Origin of the sequence: Pseudomonas sp. zfem001 (genome assembly GCF_032621725.1) — a bacterium.
GTDB classification, from domain to species: domain Bacteria; phylum Pseudomonadota; class Gammaproteobacteria; order Pseudomonadales; family Pseudomonadaceae; genus Aquipseudomonas; species Aquipseudomonas sediminis.
On the sequence record NZ_JAVYJI010000002.1, the window covers coordinates 395387 to 412905 of the forward strand.

19 protein-coding genes are annotated in these 17519 nt (G+C 60.0%); 10 read left to right on the plus strand and 9 right to left on the minus strand.

The window, feature by feature from the left end:
- Positions 1 to 125: 125 nt before the first annotated feature.
- Together RTH74_RS09810 and nfuA are read left to right on the plus strand one after the other, a co-directional pair.
- On the plus strand, positions 126 to 1145 hold the full coding sequence (locus tag RTH74_RS09810; protein WP_316914545.1) for an acyltransferase: 1020 nt from the start codon (positions 126 to 128) through the stop codon (positions 1143 to 1145).
- A gap of 70 nt (positions 1146 to 1215) precedes the next feature.
- Complete coding sequence (nfuA, locus tag RTH74_RS09815; protein ID WP_099524064.1) at positions 1216 to 1800, plus strand: Fe-S biogenesis protein NfuA; 585 nt, start codon at positions 1216 to 1218, stop codon at positions 1798 to 1800.
- Positions 1801 to 1850: 50 nt separating this feature from the next.
- Here nfuA and RTH74_RS09820 read toward each other — a convergent pair whose 3' ends face one another.
- From RTH74_RS09820 to RTH74_RS09835, 4 genes are all read right to left on the minus strand, one after another.
- Positions 1851 to 2078 (minus strand): DUF1272 domain-containing protein, encoded by a 228-nt coding sequence (locus RTH74_RS09820; RefSeq protein ID WP_316914546.1) that lies wholly within the window; start codon positions 2076 to 2078, stop codon positions 1851 to 1853.
- Between the two features lie 100 nt (positions 2079 to 2178).
- Entirely contained in the window at positions 2179 to 2445 is a 267-nt protein-coding gene (locus tag RTH74_RS09825; protein ID WP_099524068.1) for a hypothetical protein, read from the minus strand.
- Between the two features lie 181 nt (positions 2446 to 2626).
- Positions 2627 to 3820: a catalase family protein gene (locus RTH74_RS09830; RefSeq protein ID WP_106732260.1), complete on the minus strand. Its 1194-nt coding sequence runs from the start codon at positions 3818 to 3820 to the stop codon at positions 2627 to 2629.
- A 33-nt stretch (positions 3821 to 3853) separates the two neighbouring features.
- Positions 3854 to 5728 (minus strand): di-heme-cytochrome C peroxidase, encoded by a 1875-nt coding sequence (locus tag RTH74_RS09835; protein ID WP_316914547.1) that lies wholly within the window; start codon positions 5726 to 5728, stop codon positions 3854 to 3856.
- Positions 5729 to 5955: 227 nt separating this feature from the next.
- On the opposite strand from RTH74_RS09835, the gene RTH74_RS09840 reads away from it, so the two are divergent.
- Entirely contained in the window at positions 5956 to 7167 is a 1212-nt protein-coding gene (locus RTH74_RS09840; RefSeq protein ID WP_316914548.1) for a sigma 54-interacting transcriptional regulator, read from the plus strand.
- A 69-nt stretch (positions 7168 to 7236) separates the two neighbouring features.
- The gene (locus RTH74_RS09845) at positions 7237 to 7704 is read left to right on the plus strand and encodes a DUF3429 domain-containing protein (RefSeq protein ID WP_106732483.1); all 468 of its coding nucleotides are present in this window, start codon (positions 7237 to 7239) and stop codon (positions 7702 to 7704) included.
- Here RTH74_RS09845 and RTH74_RS09850 read toward each other — a convergent pair.
- Genes RTH74_RS09850 through RTH74_RS09865 form a run of 4 tightly spaced genes read right to left on the minus strand, consistent with a single transcriptional unit; the run spans position 7672 to position 11096 of the window.
- Positions 7672 to 8223, minus strand: a complete 552-nt coding sequence (locus tag RTH74_RS09850) for an AAA family ATPase (RefSeq protein ID WP_316914549.1) — start codon at positions 8221 to 8223, stop codon at positions 7672 to 7674. The genes RTH74_RS09845 and RTH74_RS09850 overlap by 33 nt on opposite strands.
- Positions 8220 to 8789, minus strand: coding sequence for a nicotinamide riboside transporter PnuC (gene pnuC, locus RTH74_RS09855; RefSeq protein ID WP_316914550.1), 570 nt, complete (start codon positions 8787 to 8789; stop codon positions 8220 to 8222). Before pnuC ends, RTH74_RS09850 begins: the two co-directional genes overlap by 4 nt.
- Positions 8790 to 8839: 50 nt before the next feature.
- Positions 8840 to 9454: a hypothetical protein gene (locus tag RTH74_RS09860; RefSeq protein WP_125835090.1), complete on the minus strand. Its 615-nt coding sequence runs from the start codon at positions 9452 to 9454 to the stop codon at positions 8840 to 8842.
- A gap of 7 nt (positions 9455 to 9461) precedes the next feature.
- The gene (locus RTH74_RS09865) at positions 9462 to 11096 is read right to left on the minus strand and encodes a methyl-accepting chemotaxis protein (protein WP_316914551.1); all 1635 of its coding nucleotides are present in this window, start codon (positions 11094 to 11096) and stop codon (positions 9462 to 9464) included.
- 249 nt (positions 11097 to 11345) lie between these two features.
- Here RTH74_RS09865 and RTH74_RS09870 point away from each other — a divergent pair, with 249 nt between their 5' ends.
- Together RTH74_RS09870 and RTH74_RS09875 are read left to right on the plus strand one after the other, a co-directional pair.
- Entirely contained in the window at positions 11346 to 12176 is an 831-nt protein-coding gene (locus tag RTH74_RS09870) for an undecaprenyl-diphosphate phosphatase (RefSeq protein ID WP_316914552.1), read from the plus strand.
- Positions 12173 to 12895 carry a cold shock and DUF1294 domain-containing protein gene (locus tag RTH74_RS09875; RefSeq protein WP_316914553.1) on the plus strand — a complete coding sequence of 241 codons (723 nt, stop codon included), beginning with the start codon at positions 12173 to 12175 and terminating at the stop codon, positions 12893 to 12895. Before RTH74_RS09870 ends, RTH74_RS09875 begins: the two co-directional genes overlap by 4 nt.
- On the opposite strand, the gene RTH74_RS09880 is transcribed toward RTH74_RS09875, so the two are convergent.
- A complete protein-coding gene (locus RTH74_RS09880) occupies positions 12881 to 13234 on the minus strand; it encodes an MmcQ/YjbR family DNA-binding protein (protein WP_316914554.1) in 354 nt (117 codons plus the stop codon). The genes RTH74_RS09875 and RTH74_RS09880 overlap by 15 nt on opposite strands.
- A 222-nt stretch (positions 13235 to 13456) precedes the next feature.
- Here RTH74_RS09880 and RTH74_RS09885 point away from each other — a divergent pair, with 222 nt between their 5' ends.
- From RTH74_RS09885 to RTH74_RS09900, 4 genes are all read left to right on the plus strand, one after another.
- Complete coding sequence (locus tag RTH74_RS09885) at positions 13457 to 15304, plus strand: diguanylate cyclase (protein WP_316914555.1); 1848 nt, start codon at positions 13457 to 13459, stop codon at positions 15302 to 15304.
- Between the two features lie 366 nt (positions 15305 to 15670).
- Positions 15671 to 16078, plus strand: coding sequence for a hypothetical protein (locus tag RTH74_RS09890; RefSeq protein WP_316914556.1), 408 nt, complete (start codon positions 15671 to 15673; stop codon positions 16076 to 16078).
- A 1-nt stretch (position 16079) separates the two neighbouring features.
- Positions 16080 to 16652, plus strand: a complete 573-nt coding sequence (locus tag RTH74_RS09895) for an adhesin (RefSeq protein WP_179527713.1) — start codon at positions 16080 to 16082, stop codon at positions 16650 to 16652.
- A gap of 47 nt (positions 16653 to 16699) precedes the next feature.
- On the plus strand, positions 16700 to 17512 hold the full coding sequence (locus tag RTH74_RS09900) for a hypothetical protein (RefSeq protein ID WP_074937860.1): 813 nt from the start codon (positions 16700 to 16702) through the stop codon (positions 17510 to 17512).
- The last annotated feature ends 7 nt before the right edge of the window (positions 17513 to 17519 follow it).

Here is a 17519-nt window from a genome sequence, read left to right on the forward strand (position 1 = left end):
GGCCCGTCCGTCGATCCCGGTTAGGTGCCATCGATCTTTCGCCTACCGCTGCGGTCGGACGCTGAGGCTGCCTGATTCCAGGCCGCTCGGTTTCGATCTTGGCGACAGGGGGGAATAGCGGTTCCATGCTGGTTTCAGTACAGGCTTTACGGGCGCTGGCAGCCTGGGTTGTGGTTTTTCATCATGTCATGCAGGTGTTCTTCGATTTTCAGGCCGACAGCTTCGTCGGTCGTCTGTTTGCCGAGCGGGGCGCCGTTGGTGTCGACATCTTCTTCGTCATCAGCGGCCTGGTGATCTATCTCTCCACTCAAGGCAAGCGCATCACGCCCTGGCGCTTCATGCTCAATCGCGCACTGCGTATCGTCCCGGCCTATTGGCTCTACTCGCTGATGGCAGCGCTGATCATCGCCTTTGCCAACCCGGTGATGCCGGTGCAGGAATTCGACCTGCATCATCTGCTGCTCTCGCTGTTCTTCATTCCCGCCGAGAACCCGGGTGGGTTCGGTCTCTATCCCACGCTCAATGTCGGCTGGACGTTGAATTACGAGATGTTCTTCTACCTGCTGTTCGCCCTGACGTTCATCTTCACCGAGCGCTTGCGCCTGGTGTTCATCGTCCTCAGTCTGGCGGTGTTCGGCCTGCTGGCCACGCAGCCATGGATGAGCGACTTCTACCGCAACAGCATCGTCTATGAGTTCGTCTTCGGCATGGGACTGGGCGTGATCTACACGCGTGGCTGGATTCGTCAGGGCTTCTGGTTGCCACTGTTGGTCATCGCCGCGTCGCTGCTGACCATCTACCACTTCGACAACTCCATGCGCCTGCTGCACTGGGGCGTGCCGAGTGCGCTGATCGTAGCTGCCTGCATTGCGATGGAGCCCTGTTTCCGGGGCAATCGCCTGCTCAGTCATATGGGCGATTGCTCCTATTCGGTGTATCTGCTGCACGTGATCGTGCTGTCGCTTGGCTGGTACCTGCAGGCCCGTCTGGAGCTTGCCCCGGCCCTGGTCATCGCTGCCTGCATACCGGTGATCGCGTTGGCCGCCTGGGGCAGCTACGAGTTGATCGAAAAGCGTTTTTTCCTGCGCGCCAAGCTCTGGGTAGGTCAGCGAACCGACTCGGGAAAGCTGCAGTCGTTATCCTGAGTAAATTAGTAGGACTATATTCAGGCCGTCACTTGGCGTACAATTCGCCGCATGACCGTGAGGAGTTGCCATGAGCGCCATCATCATTACTCAAGCTGCCGAAGACTACCTGGCCGAGCTGCTGAGCAAGCAGGACACACCGGGTATTGGCATTCGCGTTTTCATTACCCAGCCAGGTACGCCTTATGCGGAAACCTGCATTGCCTACTGCAAACCGGGTGAGCAAAAACCTGAAGACACCGCCGTTGGCCTGGCCAGCTTCACCGCCTGGATCGATGGCGTCAGCGAGCCTTTCCTGGATGACGCTGTCGTCGACTACGCCACTGATCGTATGGGTGGCCAGCTGACCATCAAGGCACCGAACGCCAAGGTGCCGATGGTCAACGAAGACAGCCCGCTGAACGAGCGCATCAATTACTACCTGCAGACCGAGATCAATCCCGGTCTGGCCAGCCACGGCGGTCAGGTGACACTGATCGACGTGGTCGAAGAGGGCATCGCTGTTCTGCAGTTCGGTGGCGGCTGCCAGGGTTGTGGTCAAGCCGACTACACCCTCAAGGAAGGCATCGAGAAAACCCTGCTCGAGCGCATTCCAGAGCTCAAGGGTGTGCGCGACGTGACTGACCACAGCAATCGCGAGAACGCCTACTACTGACAGGCGCAGTGCATAGGAAAACGGGGCGACTAGGTCGCCCCGTTTTCATTTCAGGCTTTCAGTACGCGCTTAGTGGAGGCGGGGAAGCGCTCAAGCTTCTCAGTGGGGCGAATAGGCCGCTTCACCAGTTCGCCGCCACAGTTCGGACAGCGCAGTGCCAGCACGGACTCGGCGCAGGACCGGCAGAAGGTGCACTCGAAGGAGCAGATCAAGGCGTCGCTACTGGCTGCAGGCAGGTCGCAGTCGCAGTTCTCGCAATTAGGGCGCAGTTCAAGCATGGCGCTAGGCTCGGTTCAGTGAGGATCGCAGTAGTCTGCAGTCGCCGCAGGCCAGGCGCAACGGGCACATCCAGGGGCGCGCAATGCGCCCCGACAGGATTTACTCCGGCATGCTCCACGGGGCCAGGTCGAAACCCTGGCTGCTCAGCTCATCACGGGAACGCTGCAGCGCGTCTTCCAGTTGTTGCGGGTCGCTGTAGGTGGCGCTGGAAAGCTGGCGGCCGAGCAGGCGAGTGTTGGTGCGGTCGATAACGCTGATGCTGACGACGCCGGTGCCGTCCTGCGGAGCCCAGGCTACGCACTGGAACGGGCGGAAGGCGCGATCGGCAATCAGCAGGGCTTCGTTGAAACGCAGCGGTGTGTTCATGGGGTCGGTTTCTCCGAGTTGATCCCAACAATTAATTGCGGCCAACAGGTTATTGGTGTTGGCCTTTCAATAGTGTTGATGAACTCAGTAGATCCATAAGTCACACATGGCTGAAAAAAGTTTTATTACTGGCGCAGTGTGCCCTGATGAAAACTTCTGGCGTCTCGCCGACAACAACTTTCTACTGCGAAAGTTCCACCTCTGTTTCCTGCTGGGTCGGCTGCGGCGCAACGCTAGCGGGGGCTGGAGCGTTTCGCTGATGGCGATAGGCACTTACTGCCTCATATACCGACTTGCGCAAACGGTTTATGCCGCCGATAGGGCGGTGTTCGGGAAGTGCATGCCAGGGGTTGAAGGACAAATTGTCGCAGAACAGGTTTTGTTCCCGGCTATCGAAGTCCTGAGGCTGCACGGTAATACGGGCAACGCTTTCGAAGGGCGATATCTTTTCGCTCCACTCGACACTCGGATCTTCGATGGGCATGTAGTACTGCGCGTTCTGTTTTTGTACCTGCAATTCAAAGCACGCCGGCGCACGGTCCAGTGACAGTTGCTGGTAAAGCGCATTGCGCAGGAAGTTGGGTAGGGCGTTGTTTTGTTCAGGCAATTCGTAGGGCGGGCAATTCTGCGGTGCCGGTACCACGCGGTATTTGATGTTCGACTCGCCGAGCTTGAACGGTGCAATGGAGTTGTAGGTGGTGGCCACGGGGCTTTCTGGTGCTGGAGCCAGCGTTTTCAGGGCGATGACCAGATGACGCACCTCCCAGGTGCGCGGGTCCAAGCTGGGGAAGAAGGCCTGGACCTTCTTGCCATCTGCCTGAGCAGCGAAATTGGTGCGGTACTCGGCCACGTCGCGAACGAAGAAAGCCGGATGGTTGAACATCACGAAGTCCTGCTCGCCAGCATGCGCAGGGCTCTTCATGAGTTTCTCGCCCGGTACGTCGAGCAGCTTTATGGCCATACCACGTGCATCGCGGGCACGGTCGAACTGCGGGTAGGCATTGCCGTTGGACAGGCGCATCCAGGCCTGCCAGGTATGCCCGGGTTCGCTGAAGACGCCATGGCGCAGTGACTCATCCAGCGTATCCAGCACCTGTACCTCGGCTTTCACGCAGCCATGGGCCTTGGCGTGGGCGTCACGCAGTACGCGGGTGTTATCTCGGTGTTGCTCGACGATGCGTACAGCGTCTTCGATGATCAGCCTGGTGAGCGCGGCCTCATCCGGCTCGATCTGTTCTTGCGTAGAGACCGGGCCGGAGAATTTCCAGGCGTAATAGGCTTCGCCCAGGCCCCAGCCAACTAGGCCTACGAGGGCGACGGTGAGCAGCAGTTTGCCGAGCAGGCGACCGAGCCAGAGCCAGAAGCGTTTCAACATCGTTGCAATCCTTGTTCTAGATATCGGTTGAAATCAGCCTTCGCAGTTCGGACCGGGCGTCCAGGCTCGTACTGGCACGTCAGTGAGCTGGGTTTCCAGATCAGCGTTACCCAGCACTTTCAGGTATTCGATCAGTGCCAGGCGCTCGTCCGGCGACAGGGCACGGCCTATGACGCCCTCCTGGCGGCAACCATCGCGGAACTCATGACCGCCATTGCCGTTGCCGGTCACACGGGTATCGAGCAGGAAGCCGCCTGGGAACTTGTCGCTGCGATAACCCACGCGTTCCGGATCGAATTCGAAGTTACCGACCCAGAACTGGGCCTGCCGCTCGTATACGGGAGAGAGCAACTCGAACAGGTTGGGCACCGAACCGTTGTGCAGGAAGGGCGGAGTAGCCCAGATGCCGTCGAGAGGGCGGGCCTTGTAGCCGCGCTTTTCCTGAACGCCGATGGGCAGGCCATAACCGTCCATTTCCTTGCGCTGGCGCGGGCCTATGCCGGCGTCCTGATAGGCGCGGTTTTCCACGTAGGCGGTGATGTAGGCCAGGCCCTTGGCGCTGGAGATACTCTTGAAATCGACCTCATCGAGGCTGGCACCGTACAGACGCACGTCCAGCTTGGATAGCTCGGCCTTGGTCCAGCCCAGGCGACTGATGTCGAAACGGTGGTCAGCGATATTGTCGGCGGTGGTTGGGTCGGTGCCGACGATGCTGATCGGTACCACGCGCATCTTCCATTCAGGATCGCGCGACGGCGCCAGGCGCTGATCACGCGGCTTGGGATCGGGGGCATGGCAATAGGCGCAATTCTCGGTGTAGAGCGCTTTGCCACGGCTTGCCAGGGGCAGGTCCACCTTGCCGAATACGGCTTCTGGCCACTTGGGTGGCTGCAGTTGTTTCAGGGTTTCCTCGAGGGTGTAGAGATCATGCAAGCGCACGCTGGAGGCGTAGCGATCAGCCTCGGCGACGCCTTTGCCGTGTTCGTCGAGCAGATGCAGGCTGGCGCCGACGCCAAGGGCTTCGCCAACGTTGCGTGCCATCGGCTGCATGGCCGAGCCATTCCATTGCACCCAGTCGAATTTCCAGATGTCCCAGAGTTGCGGGTAGCTGACCGGGGCATTGGCAACGCGATAGTTGGCCTCATCGAGAACATCGCCGAATACAGTATTGGCGATACGACCGAATGCATCGGTACGGCCAAAGCCTTCTTCCGTCGGATACAGGCCGCGGTGCCAGTCGTTGAAGGCAGTCGCCAACAGCCGGTCGAGCACTTGCTTGAAATCCTCGCGCAGTTGGTCGCGACCTTGCGGGTACTGCTCGCCAAGGACCTCCTGGGCAAAGCGACGGAATTTCAGCGGGTTGTAATAGGTGAAGGCCATGCTCATGCCCAGCGCCTGGCCGAAGCCGCCACCGCGCAGGGTCGGTACGGTAGAGGCGAGGGAGTGCAGGGCGGCACCGCCATCGATACGCACGGCCTGGCCTTTGTAGCGCAGTTCGCCGGTATGGCAGGCGGCGCAACTGATATCGAGAAAATGCTCGCCGCTTTCGCTGTCCTGATGCCGGGTAAAACCAACCGGCAGATTGGCCGGGTTCAGAGCGCTTGGCTGCTGCTTGGGGTCGGTAAGAAAGCCGAAGCGGGCCAGATAATCGAGGCGGGCGAATTTCTCGGTGCCGAACGGCATCTCCAGCGCGCTGATCCAGTCATAGCGCAGGCCTTTTACCGTCGTGCCCTGCGGCGTGTAGTAATAAGTCTGGCGCTGCTCTTCGCTCCACTGGTCCAGGTAGTGCAAATCGCTGGGCTGCTGATAGGTGGGAAGATTGGGGTTGGCGATGTAATACAGCACCACCGCCAGACCGATCAGTGCCAGCAATATGACGAGTTTCAGGGTGCGACGGAGCAGACGCATCAGAGACTTCCTTGTAGCGTTCTTATTAATCGGCCTGTTATGCCAACACTGCAGGCTGTTGGCAAGATGCCATCGCGGTGATTATGAAAACTCTGCAATAACCAGCAGGAACGACGCATATAGCGAAATGATCCATTGAGCGTCAAAGTTCTTGCTAGCTTTACGTTTGCGAGCGCCAAATTATTGTTTTTATTGGGGTTACAAAATAATGGCGCCAAGGATGGAGTATGTTGGAGGCTGTTTCCGTCGCACCCCGGCAACTACTGGTGCTCGATCCATTCGAGGCGTGTGAAGCGCTATTTCAGCCATTGCAGGCTGCTGGCTGGAGCGTGCAGCGCTGCACGCCACAAACACTCAACGGCCATGCAGGTGATGCACTCCTGCTTTACCTCGATCAGCAGCCCAGTCATGCGCTGCTCAAGCAACTGCAACTGACAGGGCTTGGTTGCATCGTGCTGATGGATGCCGAGCGAGTGCAGCAGATCAATAGCGAAGAGTTGGTCGGCGAATGGTGCTTCGCCGCGCTGACATTGCCGGTGGAATTGCCCCAGTTACTGGAAACCTTGCAACAGGCGCAGACAGGCACCCGCTTGCGCAGATTGAAAAGCGCACGACAGGCACCGCAGTTTCTCGGCAACTGTGCCGCAGCGCGTAGCCTGCGACGGCAGCTGGATCGCCTCAGCCGTATCGATGGTCCGCTGTTTATCAGTGGGGAGCGCGGTAGTGGCAAGCATCTGCTGGCGCGCTTGCTCCACCAGCGTTCATCTTTTGCTGCGCAGGCCATGCGCGCTATCGATTGCAACGAGTCTCTCGACGCCGAGTCTCTCGCAGCGTCGAGCTTCACCAACGTGCTGCTCGAAAACGCATCTCGGCTCTCTGCGGTCGACCAGCAAAAGTTGTTGGACTACCTGCAGTGCCATCCTCGAGCACATCTACTGACCTTGGACCGAGGCGAGCTGGTACAGGCCCTGCAGCAGGGGCGCTTCAGACCGGATCTGTTTCATCAATTAGCGGCGCAGCAGTTGCAAACGCCGAATCTGCGCGAACATCCTGGTGATCTGGTGCTACTGGCCGAGCACTTCGCCAAACAACACGGGGCGGTGATCGGACGGCATCATCGGCATTTCAGCGAGGAAGCGATGGATGCCATGATCAGCCATCCTTGGCCAGGCAATGTGCGTGAGTTGCGCAATCACGTGGTACGCGCCCTGGTGTTGGCTCAAGGTCGGCAGATTCTTGCAGCCGATCTTGGTTTGCGCCCGGCACAGGCGAGCATCGATGCTCCAGTGACGCTGGAAGACTACATACGGCGGGCCGAACGCCAGGCGCTTAACGACGTGCTGGGCCGCTACGCCAACAACATGAGCCAGGCCGCGCGCACGCTCGGGATTTCGCGGCCAACCTTCTATCGCTTGCTGCACAAGCATCGTCTGCGCTGAGGGTCATGGCTGTAACGCTGGAGAAACACTGCTAAGGTGCTCGGCAACCCCATCGTCAAGGAGATCGTCATGCACCCGTTCGACGCCGAGAAGCCGCCGCAATTGGCCGGATTACTGGGATATGCCGGGCTGGTGCCATTCGTTGGTGGTGCATTGGGAATCTGGGTGATTCCCCTGGGCTGGCGACCTTTCGTGCTGGACGCGTTGCTGGATTTTGCTGCGGTGATTCTGGCCTTCATGGGCGCCATTCACTGGGGGTTGGCGATGCGCGCGGAGGAAACCGACGAGAAGGCCAAGCTGCAACTGGGGCTGTCGGTGATTCCGCCCTTGCTGGGCTGGGCCGCATTGGCTGGTGGACTGCCGATTGGCTTGTCCCTGCCGATTTTCCTTTTTGCCTTTATCGGCCTGTACCTGGCAGACATGCACGCAGTACGCGTAGGGCTGGCGCCGCAATGGTATCCGGCCCTGCGTACGCCGTTGACGCTGGTGGTCTGCCTGAGCCTGTTAGTGGCCTGGGCCAGCGTGTTGATTCGCTGAGCCGAGCAGCGTCGCGACCTGCGCCAGCGCAGCCTGGCGCCGCTCGTCCCAGCCACCTGACAGTTCGCAGAAACGCTGCCCGTTACCCAGCAGCCAATCCCGGCAGGCCTGATGAAAGGCCTGGCGCTCGACCAACTGAGGCTGGCAACGCTGGCCGTCTTCGACCCAGGGTACGCCTGCGGGGTCGAGTAACAGATGCTGGTCGTAGTGACGCGCCTGCAACTCGGCCTCCAACCAGTGCGGACAATCGCCGAACAGGAATTGGCTCCAGAGCATGTTGCTCAGCAGGTGCGTGTCGAGAATCAGCAGCGGCGGCCTGGTTGCTCGCGCGGCATCCTCCCAGGCCAATTGGCCGCGCGCGATCTCGGCGATGTCGGCATAGCAGGTATCGCGCTGTTGTTCGTCGATGAAGTGGCGCACGTACTCGCCCACCACCACGCCACCGAAGCGCGCCCGTATTTGCGCTGCCAGCCAGCTCTTGCCGCTGGACTCGGGGCCGGTCAGCACTAGGACTTTCACGACGCGTGCTGCAACGCCGGATCGCGGCGCCAGGTGAGCCAGCCATTTATGGCCAGGGCGGTGAAGGCCGCGTAGAGACCTGCAGTCAGGTACAGCTCGCTATACAGGAAGAAGGCCACGTAGCAGATATCGACCATTACCCAGAGCGCCCAGCACTGCAGGCGTTTCTTCGCCATCCACAGCTGCGCGACCAGGCTGAAGGCGGTCAGTGCCGAATCCAGCCAGGGCGAGCTGGCATCGGTGTAAGTGGCCATAAGGTAGCCGAGCAACCCGGCGCCGAGCGCGCCGATCAGCAACCCAGTCAGAACGGCGACCACACCCAGGCGGCTGACCTTGCGTCCATCGTGGCGGTCTCCACCACGGGTCCACTGCCACCAACCGTAGAGCTGCAGCGCGGCGAACAACAGTTGCAAGAGCAAGTTGGAATACAGCCGCCAGTCATAGAACAGCCAGGCGTAGAGCAGCACCATGATCAAGCCGATGGGCCAGCACCAGGGGTTCTGTCTGACCGTCAGCCAGACAGCGACGATGCCGAGCCCGGCAGCAACGAGTTCGAGCCAGGACATCTGGCGCCCTCAAATCAGGAAAGGGTGGCGATTGTACTGATGCCGGCGGTTCAGCACACCAGGCTGTCGGCTTGTCGATAGAGCATCAGCAGCTTGCGGGTGATGGTCTGCTGGATGTCGTCACGCTCGAAGCTCGACAGTCGCTCCAGGCGTGCCAGCTGCAGGCGATGCAGGTGGATATAGGGCATCTGCTGGTCGAACTCGCGTAGGTCGCCCTTCATCAGCACAGGCAGGAACAGATCACCGATTTTCTTCTGGTTGCTGATGATCTGCGCCAGGGCCGGTTTGAAGGGCATGGTCTTGGGCGCCGGCCCGCCATCCCTGATCTGGGTGCTGAGCAGCAGGCCCGGTTTACCCAGAACCTTGCCCGGCAACACGCACAGGCCCGTCTTGCGGATGGCCTGGCTATCGATGCCGTGCAGGGTGTCGTGGAAGGCGTAGGGATTGGGCAGCACCACCATCTTGCGCCCGAGATCGGAGGGGAAGTGCAGGCTGTAGTTGGTGTACAACTGCCCCACCGACTCGGAATAGACGCACAAGCGGTTCTCGAACAGTTTGATGAAACGCTCGGCCAGCTCACGGCGGGCCATGCTGTCCAGGTCCCAGATCAGGTCCTGGTTCTGTGGTCGACTGAAATCGACCTCCTGATGCTGCATGCTGCTCATGGTCGACTCATACGCGGAACTGCCCAAGCAGACGACTGAGCTGGTCGGCCAGCTGTTTCAGGTGCTGGCTGGCAGCGCTCGACTGCTCGGCAGCCTCGGCGGTGTTGTGGGCCAGCGCTGCCGTCTGCGTGACGTTCTGATTGATGTCCTCCACCACGTGGGATTGCTGCAGGGTGGCGCTGGCGATCGAGGCATTGAGACCGGTCAGGTTGCGTAGCGACTGGGCGATCTGGGCGAGGCTTTCGCCGGCCTGGCTGGCTTGCTCCACAGTCAGCTGGGAGGCGCGACTGCTTTCGTTGATCACCTTGACCGCGGCCTCGGAGTTGCCCTGAAGACGCTCGATCATGCCCTGAATTTCTGCGGTGGAGGTCTGCGTACGTTGCGCCAGCAGCCTCACTTCGTCGGCCACCACAGCGAAACCGCGACCCTGCTCACCAGCGCGGGCCGCCTCGATGGCAGCGTTGAGGGCGAGCAGGTTGGTTTGCTCGGCGATGGAGCGGATCACCTCCAGCACGCTGCCGATCTGCGTGCTCTCGCTGGCCAGTGATTGGATCACCTCGACGGCCTTGTCGATGGTGCCCGACAACTGATCAATCTGGCGCAGGCTCGCTTCGATGTTCTGCTGGCCATGTCTGGCCTGGTCCTCGGCGGTGTGCATTTCGCTGGAGGCGTGCTCGGCGTTCTTCGCTACGTCCTGCACACCGTAGGTCACCTCGTTGACGGCGGTCGCGACCAGCTCCATCTGCTGCGCCTGTTGCTGGCTGTGGCGCTGCGCCTCACTGGAAATGTCGCCAAGCGAGCGGGCGGCCTGATCGAGCGAACCGGCTGAATCGAGCATCTGCCGGATCACATGGCGCAGCTTTGCGGTAAAGGCATTGAAGTAGGTTGCCAGGGCAGTCAGTTCGTCACGCCCGTGGGTGTCGAGGTTACGGGTCAGGTCGCCTTCACCGCTGGAAATGCTGGCCATGGCGTCCACTGCAGCTTGCAATGGCTGCACGATGCTGCGCGTGATCAGCACGACCAGCGTCGCCAGCAGCACAGCAATCAGCAAGCCGATGCTCATGGCTTTGATCGCCTGAGCCCGGAACTCCACCTGGACATCATCGACATAGACGCCGGAGCCAATAATCCAGCCCCAGGGCTGGAACAGCTCGACATAGGAAATCTTCGGTACCGGGTCAGTGGCGCCGGGTTTGGGCCAGCGATAATCGACCTGACCCGCGCCTTTGCTACGTGTCACAGCGACCATCTCGTTGAACAGCTCTTTGCCGTCCGGGTCCTTGAAGCCACCAAGATTCTGGCCTTCGAGCTTGGCATTCATCGGATGCATCAGCATGACCGGGGTCTGGTCGTTGATCCAGAAGTACTCCTGGCCGTCATAGCGCAAACCGCGCACCACCTCCATGGCTTGCTTCTGCGCCTCTTCGCGGCTCAGGCTGCCGGCGCTTTCCAGGCTATGGAAATGCTTGAGAATACCGGCCGCGCTCTGCACCACATGCTCGGTCTTTTCCGATTTGCCGGCATAAAGGTCGGTGTGGATCTGGCGCAGCATATAGGCGCCCTGCAAAATCAGCGTCAGGATGGCCAACGCGAGGATCAGCCAAAGACGTCGGCTGATGGGAAGACTACGCAAGCTGTTCATGGACGAATTCCTGATTGTTGTAATTGTCGGCTTCAGGGTTGCTTCGAGTGGCACAGGGCAATACTGGCACAACGAGGCATTATTCACTCTAGTTGTCTGATAGCATTTCGGCACCCCGGCAAAGAACCTGAATAGCACCGCGTTAGACCGCTGCCAGGAACCTCCACAACTGACTTGTGTCCCACGGCCGGGGCCAAGCTCCACGTTTTAAATTTACGCGTAGGTAGTCGCCACGCTTTGGGGGATTTGATGGATATCTGGATGGCCTTTCAGGCCCTGATTCTGGGCATAGTGGAAGGCCTGACCGAGTTCCTGCCGATTTCCAGTACCGGACACCTGATCGTGGTCGGTGACCTGCTGGGCTTCAATGGCGAAACCGCGACGGCGTTCAAGATCATCATCCAGCTCGGCGCCATTCTGGCCGTTATCTGGGAATTTCGAGCGAAAGTCCTCGACGTGGTCGTGGGCTTGCCCAGTGACCCGAAAGCCCAGCGTTTCACCTTCAATCTACTTTTGGCGTTCATCCCTGCGGTGATCTTCGGCCTGGCCTTCGCCGATCTGATCGAGCACTGGCTGTTCAATCCGATCACCGTGGCCATGGCGTTGATCATCGGGGGCGTCATCATGCTCTGGGCGGAGAAGCGCGAGCACGCGATCAAGGCCGAGTCGGTCGACGACATGACCTGGAAACTGGCGCTCAAGGTTGGTTTTGCGCAATGCCTGGCGCTGATTCCGGGCACGTCACGCTCAGGCGCCACCATCATCGGCGGCCTGGTATTCGGCCTGTCGCGCAAGGCCGCGACCGAGTTCTCGTTCTTTCTGGCCATGCCGACCATGGTCGCGGCCACGGTCTATTCGCTGTTCAAGTACCGCGATATCCTGCAGATGAGTGACTTGCCGATCTTCGCCATCGGTTTCGTCAGCACTTTCATCGTGGCGATGATCACCGTGCGCGCCTTGCTCAAGTTCATCACCAGCCACAGTTACGCGGTGTTCGCCTGGTACCGCATCGCCTTCGGCCTGGTGATTCTCGCCACCTGGCAGTTGCACCTGATCGACTGGAGTACGGCGCAACCGTGATCGGTAACGAGCGCAAGGGGCGTCTGAAAAGCTGGGACGACGCCAAGGGCTTTGGCTTCATCCAGCCGCAGGACGGAGGCAGCGAGGTATTCGCGCATATCTCGGTGATGCGCGGTGATCGCCGCCCGCAGCCAGGCGACGAGGTGTTGTTCATCGCGGGGCGTGACGAGCGAGGGCGGCCACGTGCCGAACACTTGCGCCTGGCTGGTGAGCTTAGCCTCGATCGCCAGGCGATCCGGCGTAAACCGAAAGCGCCTGGTAAGGCCGCGCCAGCAACACGAAAGCCGGTTACTAAACCCACGCAGCGTTCAGCGGCGCAGGGCACTATCCAGAATTTCTCCGGCAAGGTCGTGGTGTTCGCGTTGTTCTGCGTTTTGCCGTTGCTCGGCTGCGTGACATTGTTCGGTAAGAGACTCTGGTGGGTGTTACCGCTCTATCTGCTGGCCAGCCTGTTGAGTTTTATGCAGTACTGGCTGGATAAACGTAGCGCTCAGAGCGGTGGTCAGCGCACGGCAGAAAACACCCTGCACCTGGTTGAGCTGGCCGGTGGTTGGCCAGGCGCGCTGATCGCTCAGCAGGCATTCCGGCACAAAACGCGCAAGGTGTCCTATCAGGCGGTTTTCTGGCTGATCGTCGCCGGTCATCAGCTGTTCTGGATTGATCTGCTGTTGCTCGATGGCGCCTATATCGCCCGTCATATCCCCTTATTCGTCCAGTAGCAGGCCGGGTTGCAGGCGTTTGGGCAGCTTGCGCACCACCAGTTGATGCGAGCGCGTCAGTAACTGGCGAAGCTCGTCGTCACCCAACGGCAATTGCCGAGCGCTCATGCTGACCCAGTGAGCGCGCGCCAGATACGGGGCAGGGCGGATGCCCGGGCGGTCTACGTGACCGAGAAACAGGTCGTTATCGACCTTGAAGGCCAAGCCCTCGCCGAGAAAATCGAGGATGGCGAACATCTTGTTGCCCGCTACCGAGAACACCCGGTTGCTGCCCCATTTGAGGTCTTCACGGGCACCGGGTAGGGCGAGGCAGAAAGCGGCGATCTGGTCTGCAGTCATGGATATGTCCCTGGCGATTCCGATAAGTAGTCTATCGGACACCGAAGGGTAGTGCGTAAGCCCTGCTTTCTGGTGCTGTCCATGAGGATGCCGGCCACGATTATTGGCGTTGCAGTGCTGTGATCATCCGGCGTTTTGGCGCCGCTCGGGGGAGTCTTGTAGACTCTGCTCCCCGTGATCACACGTGAGCCGGAGCTCATCCGAGCCCCAGTCAAATCTTAAATGAAAGCCCATTGCCGTCTTCGGTTCTATCCCTGGCTGCTACTGAGCCTGTTGCTGCTGTCACTCTCGACAAGGGCCGATGTTGGCTATCTCGACGTCGCGCAGCTGGGCACGCAGCCGCTGTCGCTGACTACACATGTCGGAATGCTGGAGGATGCCGCGCGAGGGCTGACGCTGGAGGACGTAAGCTCGCGCGAAATGAGCGAGCGCTTCCGATATGAACGCGTCGAAAGCTCATCCTTCGCACTGGGCTTCACCCGTTCGGCCTACTGGTTCCGTCTTGACGTCGGCAACTCCAGCGACCGGTCGGTTACACGCCTGCTGGTGGTCGACAATCCACGCATTTCCCTGGTGGATGCCTACGTGCCAGACGGGCAGGGTGGCTATCGCGCCTGGTTCACCGGGGCTGACCGCCCGCAGGGCGGCAAAGCCTACGACAATCGCAACTTCGTCTTCCCGCTGCGCCTGGCTGCGCACTCTCAGCAATTGGTGTACCTGCGGGTCGAGTCGAGCATAGGCCTGCTGGTGCCGTTACAGCTCTGGTCGGTGCAGGCGTTCCATGCCTACGAGCGCGAAGACTACATGGCGCGTGCCGGATACATGGGGATCGCCATTGCCATGATCCTGTTCAACCTGATGCTGTTCATCGCCCTGCGTGAGCGGATTTACCTGCTCTATGTGACCTTCGTGTTGTGCGCCGTCTGCGCTTTGACGATCAAGAACGGCATGGCGCCCGACTGGACATTGTTTGGCCTGCCGCTCAACTCCAACGTGGTGTATTACTCCGGCGCATCGCTGGCGCTGAGCGGGATGTTGCTGTTCATGCGCAGCATGCTGCAGACCACACGCCTGTTGCCGCAAGTAGACCGCGGTTTGCTGGCGTTGGTGGTCCTGTACCTGGTTTCCCCGCTGATCTACGCCGTCGCCCTGCCACAGGTTTCACGGGTGGCTATCTTCGTTTATTTACTGACCGCCTTCGTGATGATGGGAGTAGGGCTGGCCTGCGCCCTCAAGCGACAGCGCAGCGCCTACTTCTTCCTTGCTGCATTCGGCCTGCTGATTCTCGGTGGGGCCACCACGACCCTGCGTGCCCTGGGCATCTTGCCGACCAACGCGTTTACGGAAGACGGCCTGCAGATCGGCTCGTCACTGGAGATGCTGCTACTGGCCTTCGCCCTGGCTGACCGCATCAACGTGATGCGTCAGGAAAAACTGCAAGCTCAGGCCAGGTTGCTGCAGACGCAGGAGCAACTGGTGGAAACCTTACAGCGTTCGGAGAGGGAGTTGGAGCAGCGGGTAGTCCAGCGAACCGAAGAATTGCAGGTGCTCAACAGTCGATTGGAAACCCTGAGCCTGACCGATGCCCTCACCGGTATCGCCAACCGTCGTCACTTCGACGAGGTGCTGGCCAAGGAGTGGAAACGCGCCCAGCGAATGGGCGAGCCGCTAGCCCTGGCGGTGGTGGATGTCGATTGGTTCAAGGCCTACAACGACCACTATGGCCATCTCGCGGGCGACAGCTGCCTGCAACAGGTCGCGCAGACGCTGGCGTCGGCCATCAGCCGTTCCAGCGATCTGGTGGCACGCTATGGCGGCGAAGAGTTCGTCTTCCTGGCGCCGGCCACCAGCCTGGCCAATGCACAGGGCATGGCAGAGAAACTGGTGCAGTCAGTGGCGGCGCTGGCCTTGCCGCACCTTCGCTCACCCCTGGGGCATGTCAGCATTAGTATCGGTGTTACCGCCATGCAGGTCGATGCAAAACTTCCCCTGCAGACGTTGTTGCAGCGAGCTGATTCAGCGCTTTATCGCGCCAAGGCGCTGGGGCGTAACTGCGTTGAGGTCGGCTAGCCAGGTGTGTTGTCAGTTCGCGAACTAGCGGTTTTATGCGCCATTAACGAACGGCAGCAGGGTTTATTCGCCCTACTGGTCGATTCGCTCGGCCAGCGGATGGTGCTGTGCCGGCTTGATCTGCATCAGACGCTTAACACCCCCAATTTTCTCGCAGAAATCCTCGTGCTTGAGCGGTCGCGACGCTTTTATCAGACGTTTTGTGCGGTCTGGACTGTCTCAGGTGCTTAACAAAGCGCTCTCGTGTGGGTTAAGAGGTTTTCGTAAGTCATTGATCTAAAAACATAAGTAGATATTGGCTCGAGCCATGCCTTGTCTTCAAGAGTGGTGTGTTCATTGAGTAACACCCTTGTGAGGATGCCGAGCATGAAGCGGGATTGCTGCATATTGGTCTTGGTAACCATGCTGGTGGGCGCAGCCCAGGCGGGTGATGGCGACGTGATCATCAGCCGCGACGTGCAGACGCGCGTGGCAACGGTCAATCCAATAGTCCCGGATCCACATCCGCGCGTGGTCAATCCCGGCAGCATCGCCACAAGGGTCACTGGCGAGCTCGGTGACAGCGACTTCGCCGGTGTTTCCAGCGGCCTTGCACTTCCGCAGCGATTGCTCCAGGGAAGTCTCGGCACACCAATTCCTTCCGCTACCCACCAAGGTATTCCCGTTCTTGGCTCGGGCCACGCGGGAGGTGCACGCAGCAACGGCATTGCCGATCAGGTCAATCGCAGCGTGCAGCAAGGTTTGCGCCCTTTGCAGAGCATAGGAGGGCGCTGACATGCGCGAGCATTGGCTGTTTTCCATTGTGCTGCTGCTCAGCCTGTCGGCGGAGGCCGACAGCATGAGCGCCAGCATCGACGCCAGTGGCCAGGCTTACCAAGGCAATCTGGCTGTCAACCAGGCTGCGGGCCATCTGCAGCAGCAGGTAAACACTCGCACCCTTGCTGTGGGGGTGGATGGCGTGGCAACGAACACCGTGGTGCAGCGGCAGGAAAACCTCCTCCAGCGCACATTGCCACTTGATACCCAAGCCTCCATCACCGGCGATTCTTTCAGCAATGGCAGCGGCATTGTCGGCATCAACCAGGCCGCCGGCATCGCCAACCAGCAGATCAATTCTGCAAGCGTGGCGCTGATTGCCGCGCCGGAGAGTCTGGATGACAGCGTTCTCGCTCAGAGCGTAACGCGCCCCAACGATTCAGCTTCAACCGTATCCACCCTGGGTGGCGAGCGTCGAGTTGACATGAGCAACGAGGCCTTCGCCGGTAGCCGTGGCGTGGTGCAGTTGAACCAGAGTGCGGGTATTGGCAACCGTTCTGCCAATCACCTCAGCATCAGGGTGGTGGATTGAGCCCTGCCGCAACAAAGGTCAACACCCAAAACCGCAAGGAGAACACCATGAAACACTCAGTACTGCTAAGCCCTCTGGCTTTTGCTCTGGCCGCGATGTTGGCAACCACTGTCCAGGCCGAAGGCTTCGGAGGTGGCTACGGTAACCCCAATGGCGCCAACGCGAGCGTCGACGACACGCAAATCAACCACAGCAACGATGTGATCAACAACGAGACCAAGAACACGGCCAGCATTGATGGATCGCTGGATGGTGCAGCGGGTAACGTCGGTGTCAACGTGGCCGCCGGTGACAACAACCAGCAGGCCAACGCCGCAGCCATTGCGACCGCCGATGCCGCGTTCGTGTTCGGAGGTCTCGCCTCCAGCAGTGCCAGTGCCAGCATTGGTGTGGATCAGCAGGCTTATAACAACACCCTGACCAATTACGGCAACCCCAACAATGCCAGCGTGCTGGGCAGTGCCAACGAAGCGACCGGCAACGTTGCGATCAACGTTGCAGCCGGCAACTACAACCAACAGAAAAACGACATGTCGATCGCCGCGTCGGAGAACGCCCTGGTCGCTACTGCGGCGTCGACTATTACCCAGACCTCCAGCGGCAACGAGACGGAGAACAAGCTTGGCGACGTGTTCGAGGTCGATGCAGCCCTGCCCACTGTAGCCAGCGGCTTCGGATTCGGCGGTGGCGGCTATAACCCGCGCACTCCACAGACTCCGGTGGTCAATAACGCCAGCCTGAGCGATTCGCTGGCCAATGCCTCGGGCAACGTGGGCGTCAACATTGCCGCCGGTGGTGGTAATCAGCAAAGCAACAGCCTGGCTATCGCCGCCGGCTGCAACGCCTGTGTAGCTCAGTAGGGAAATG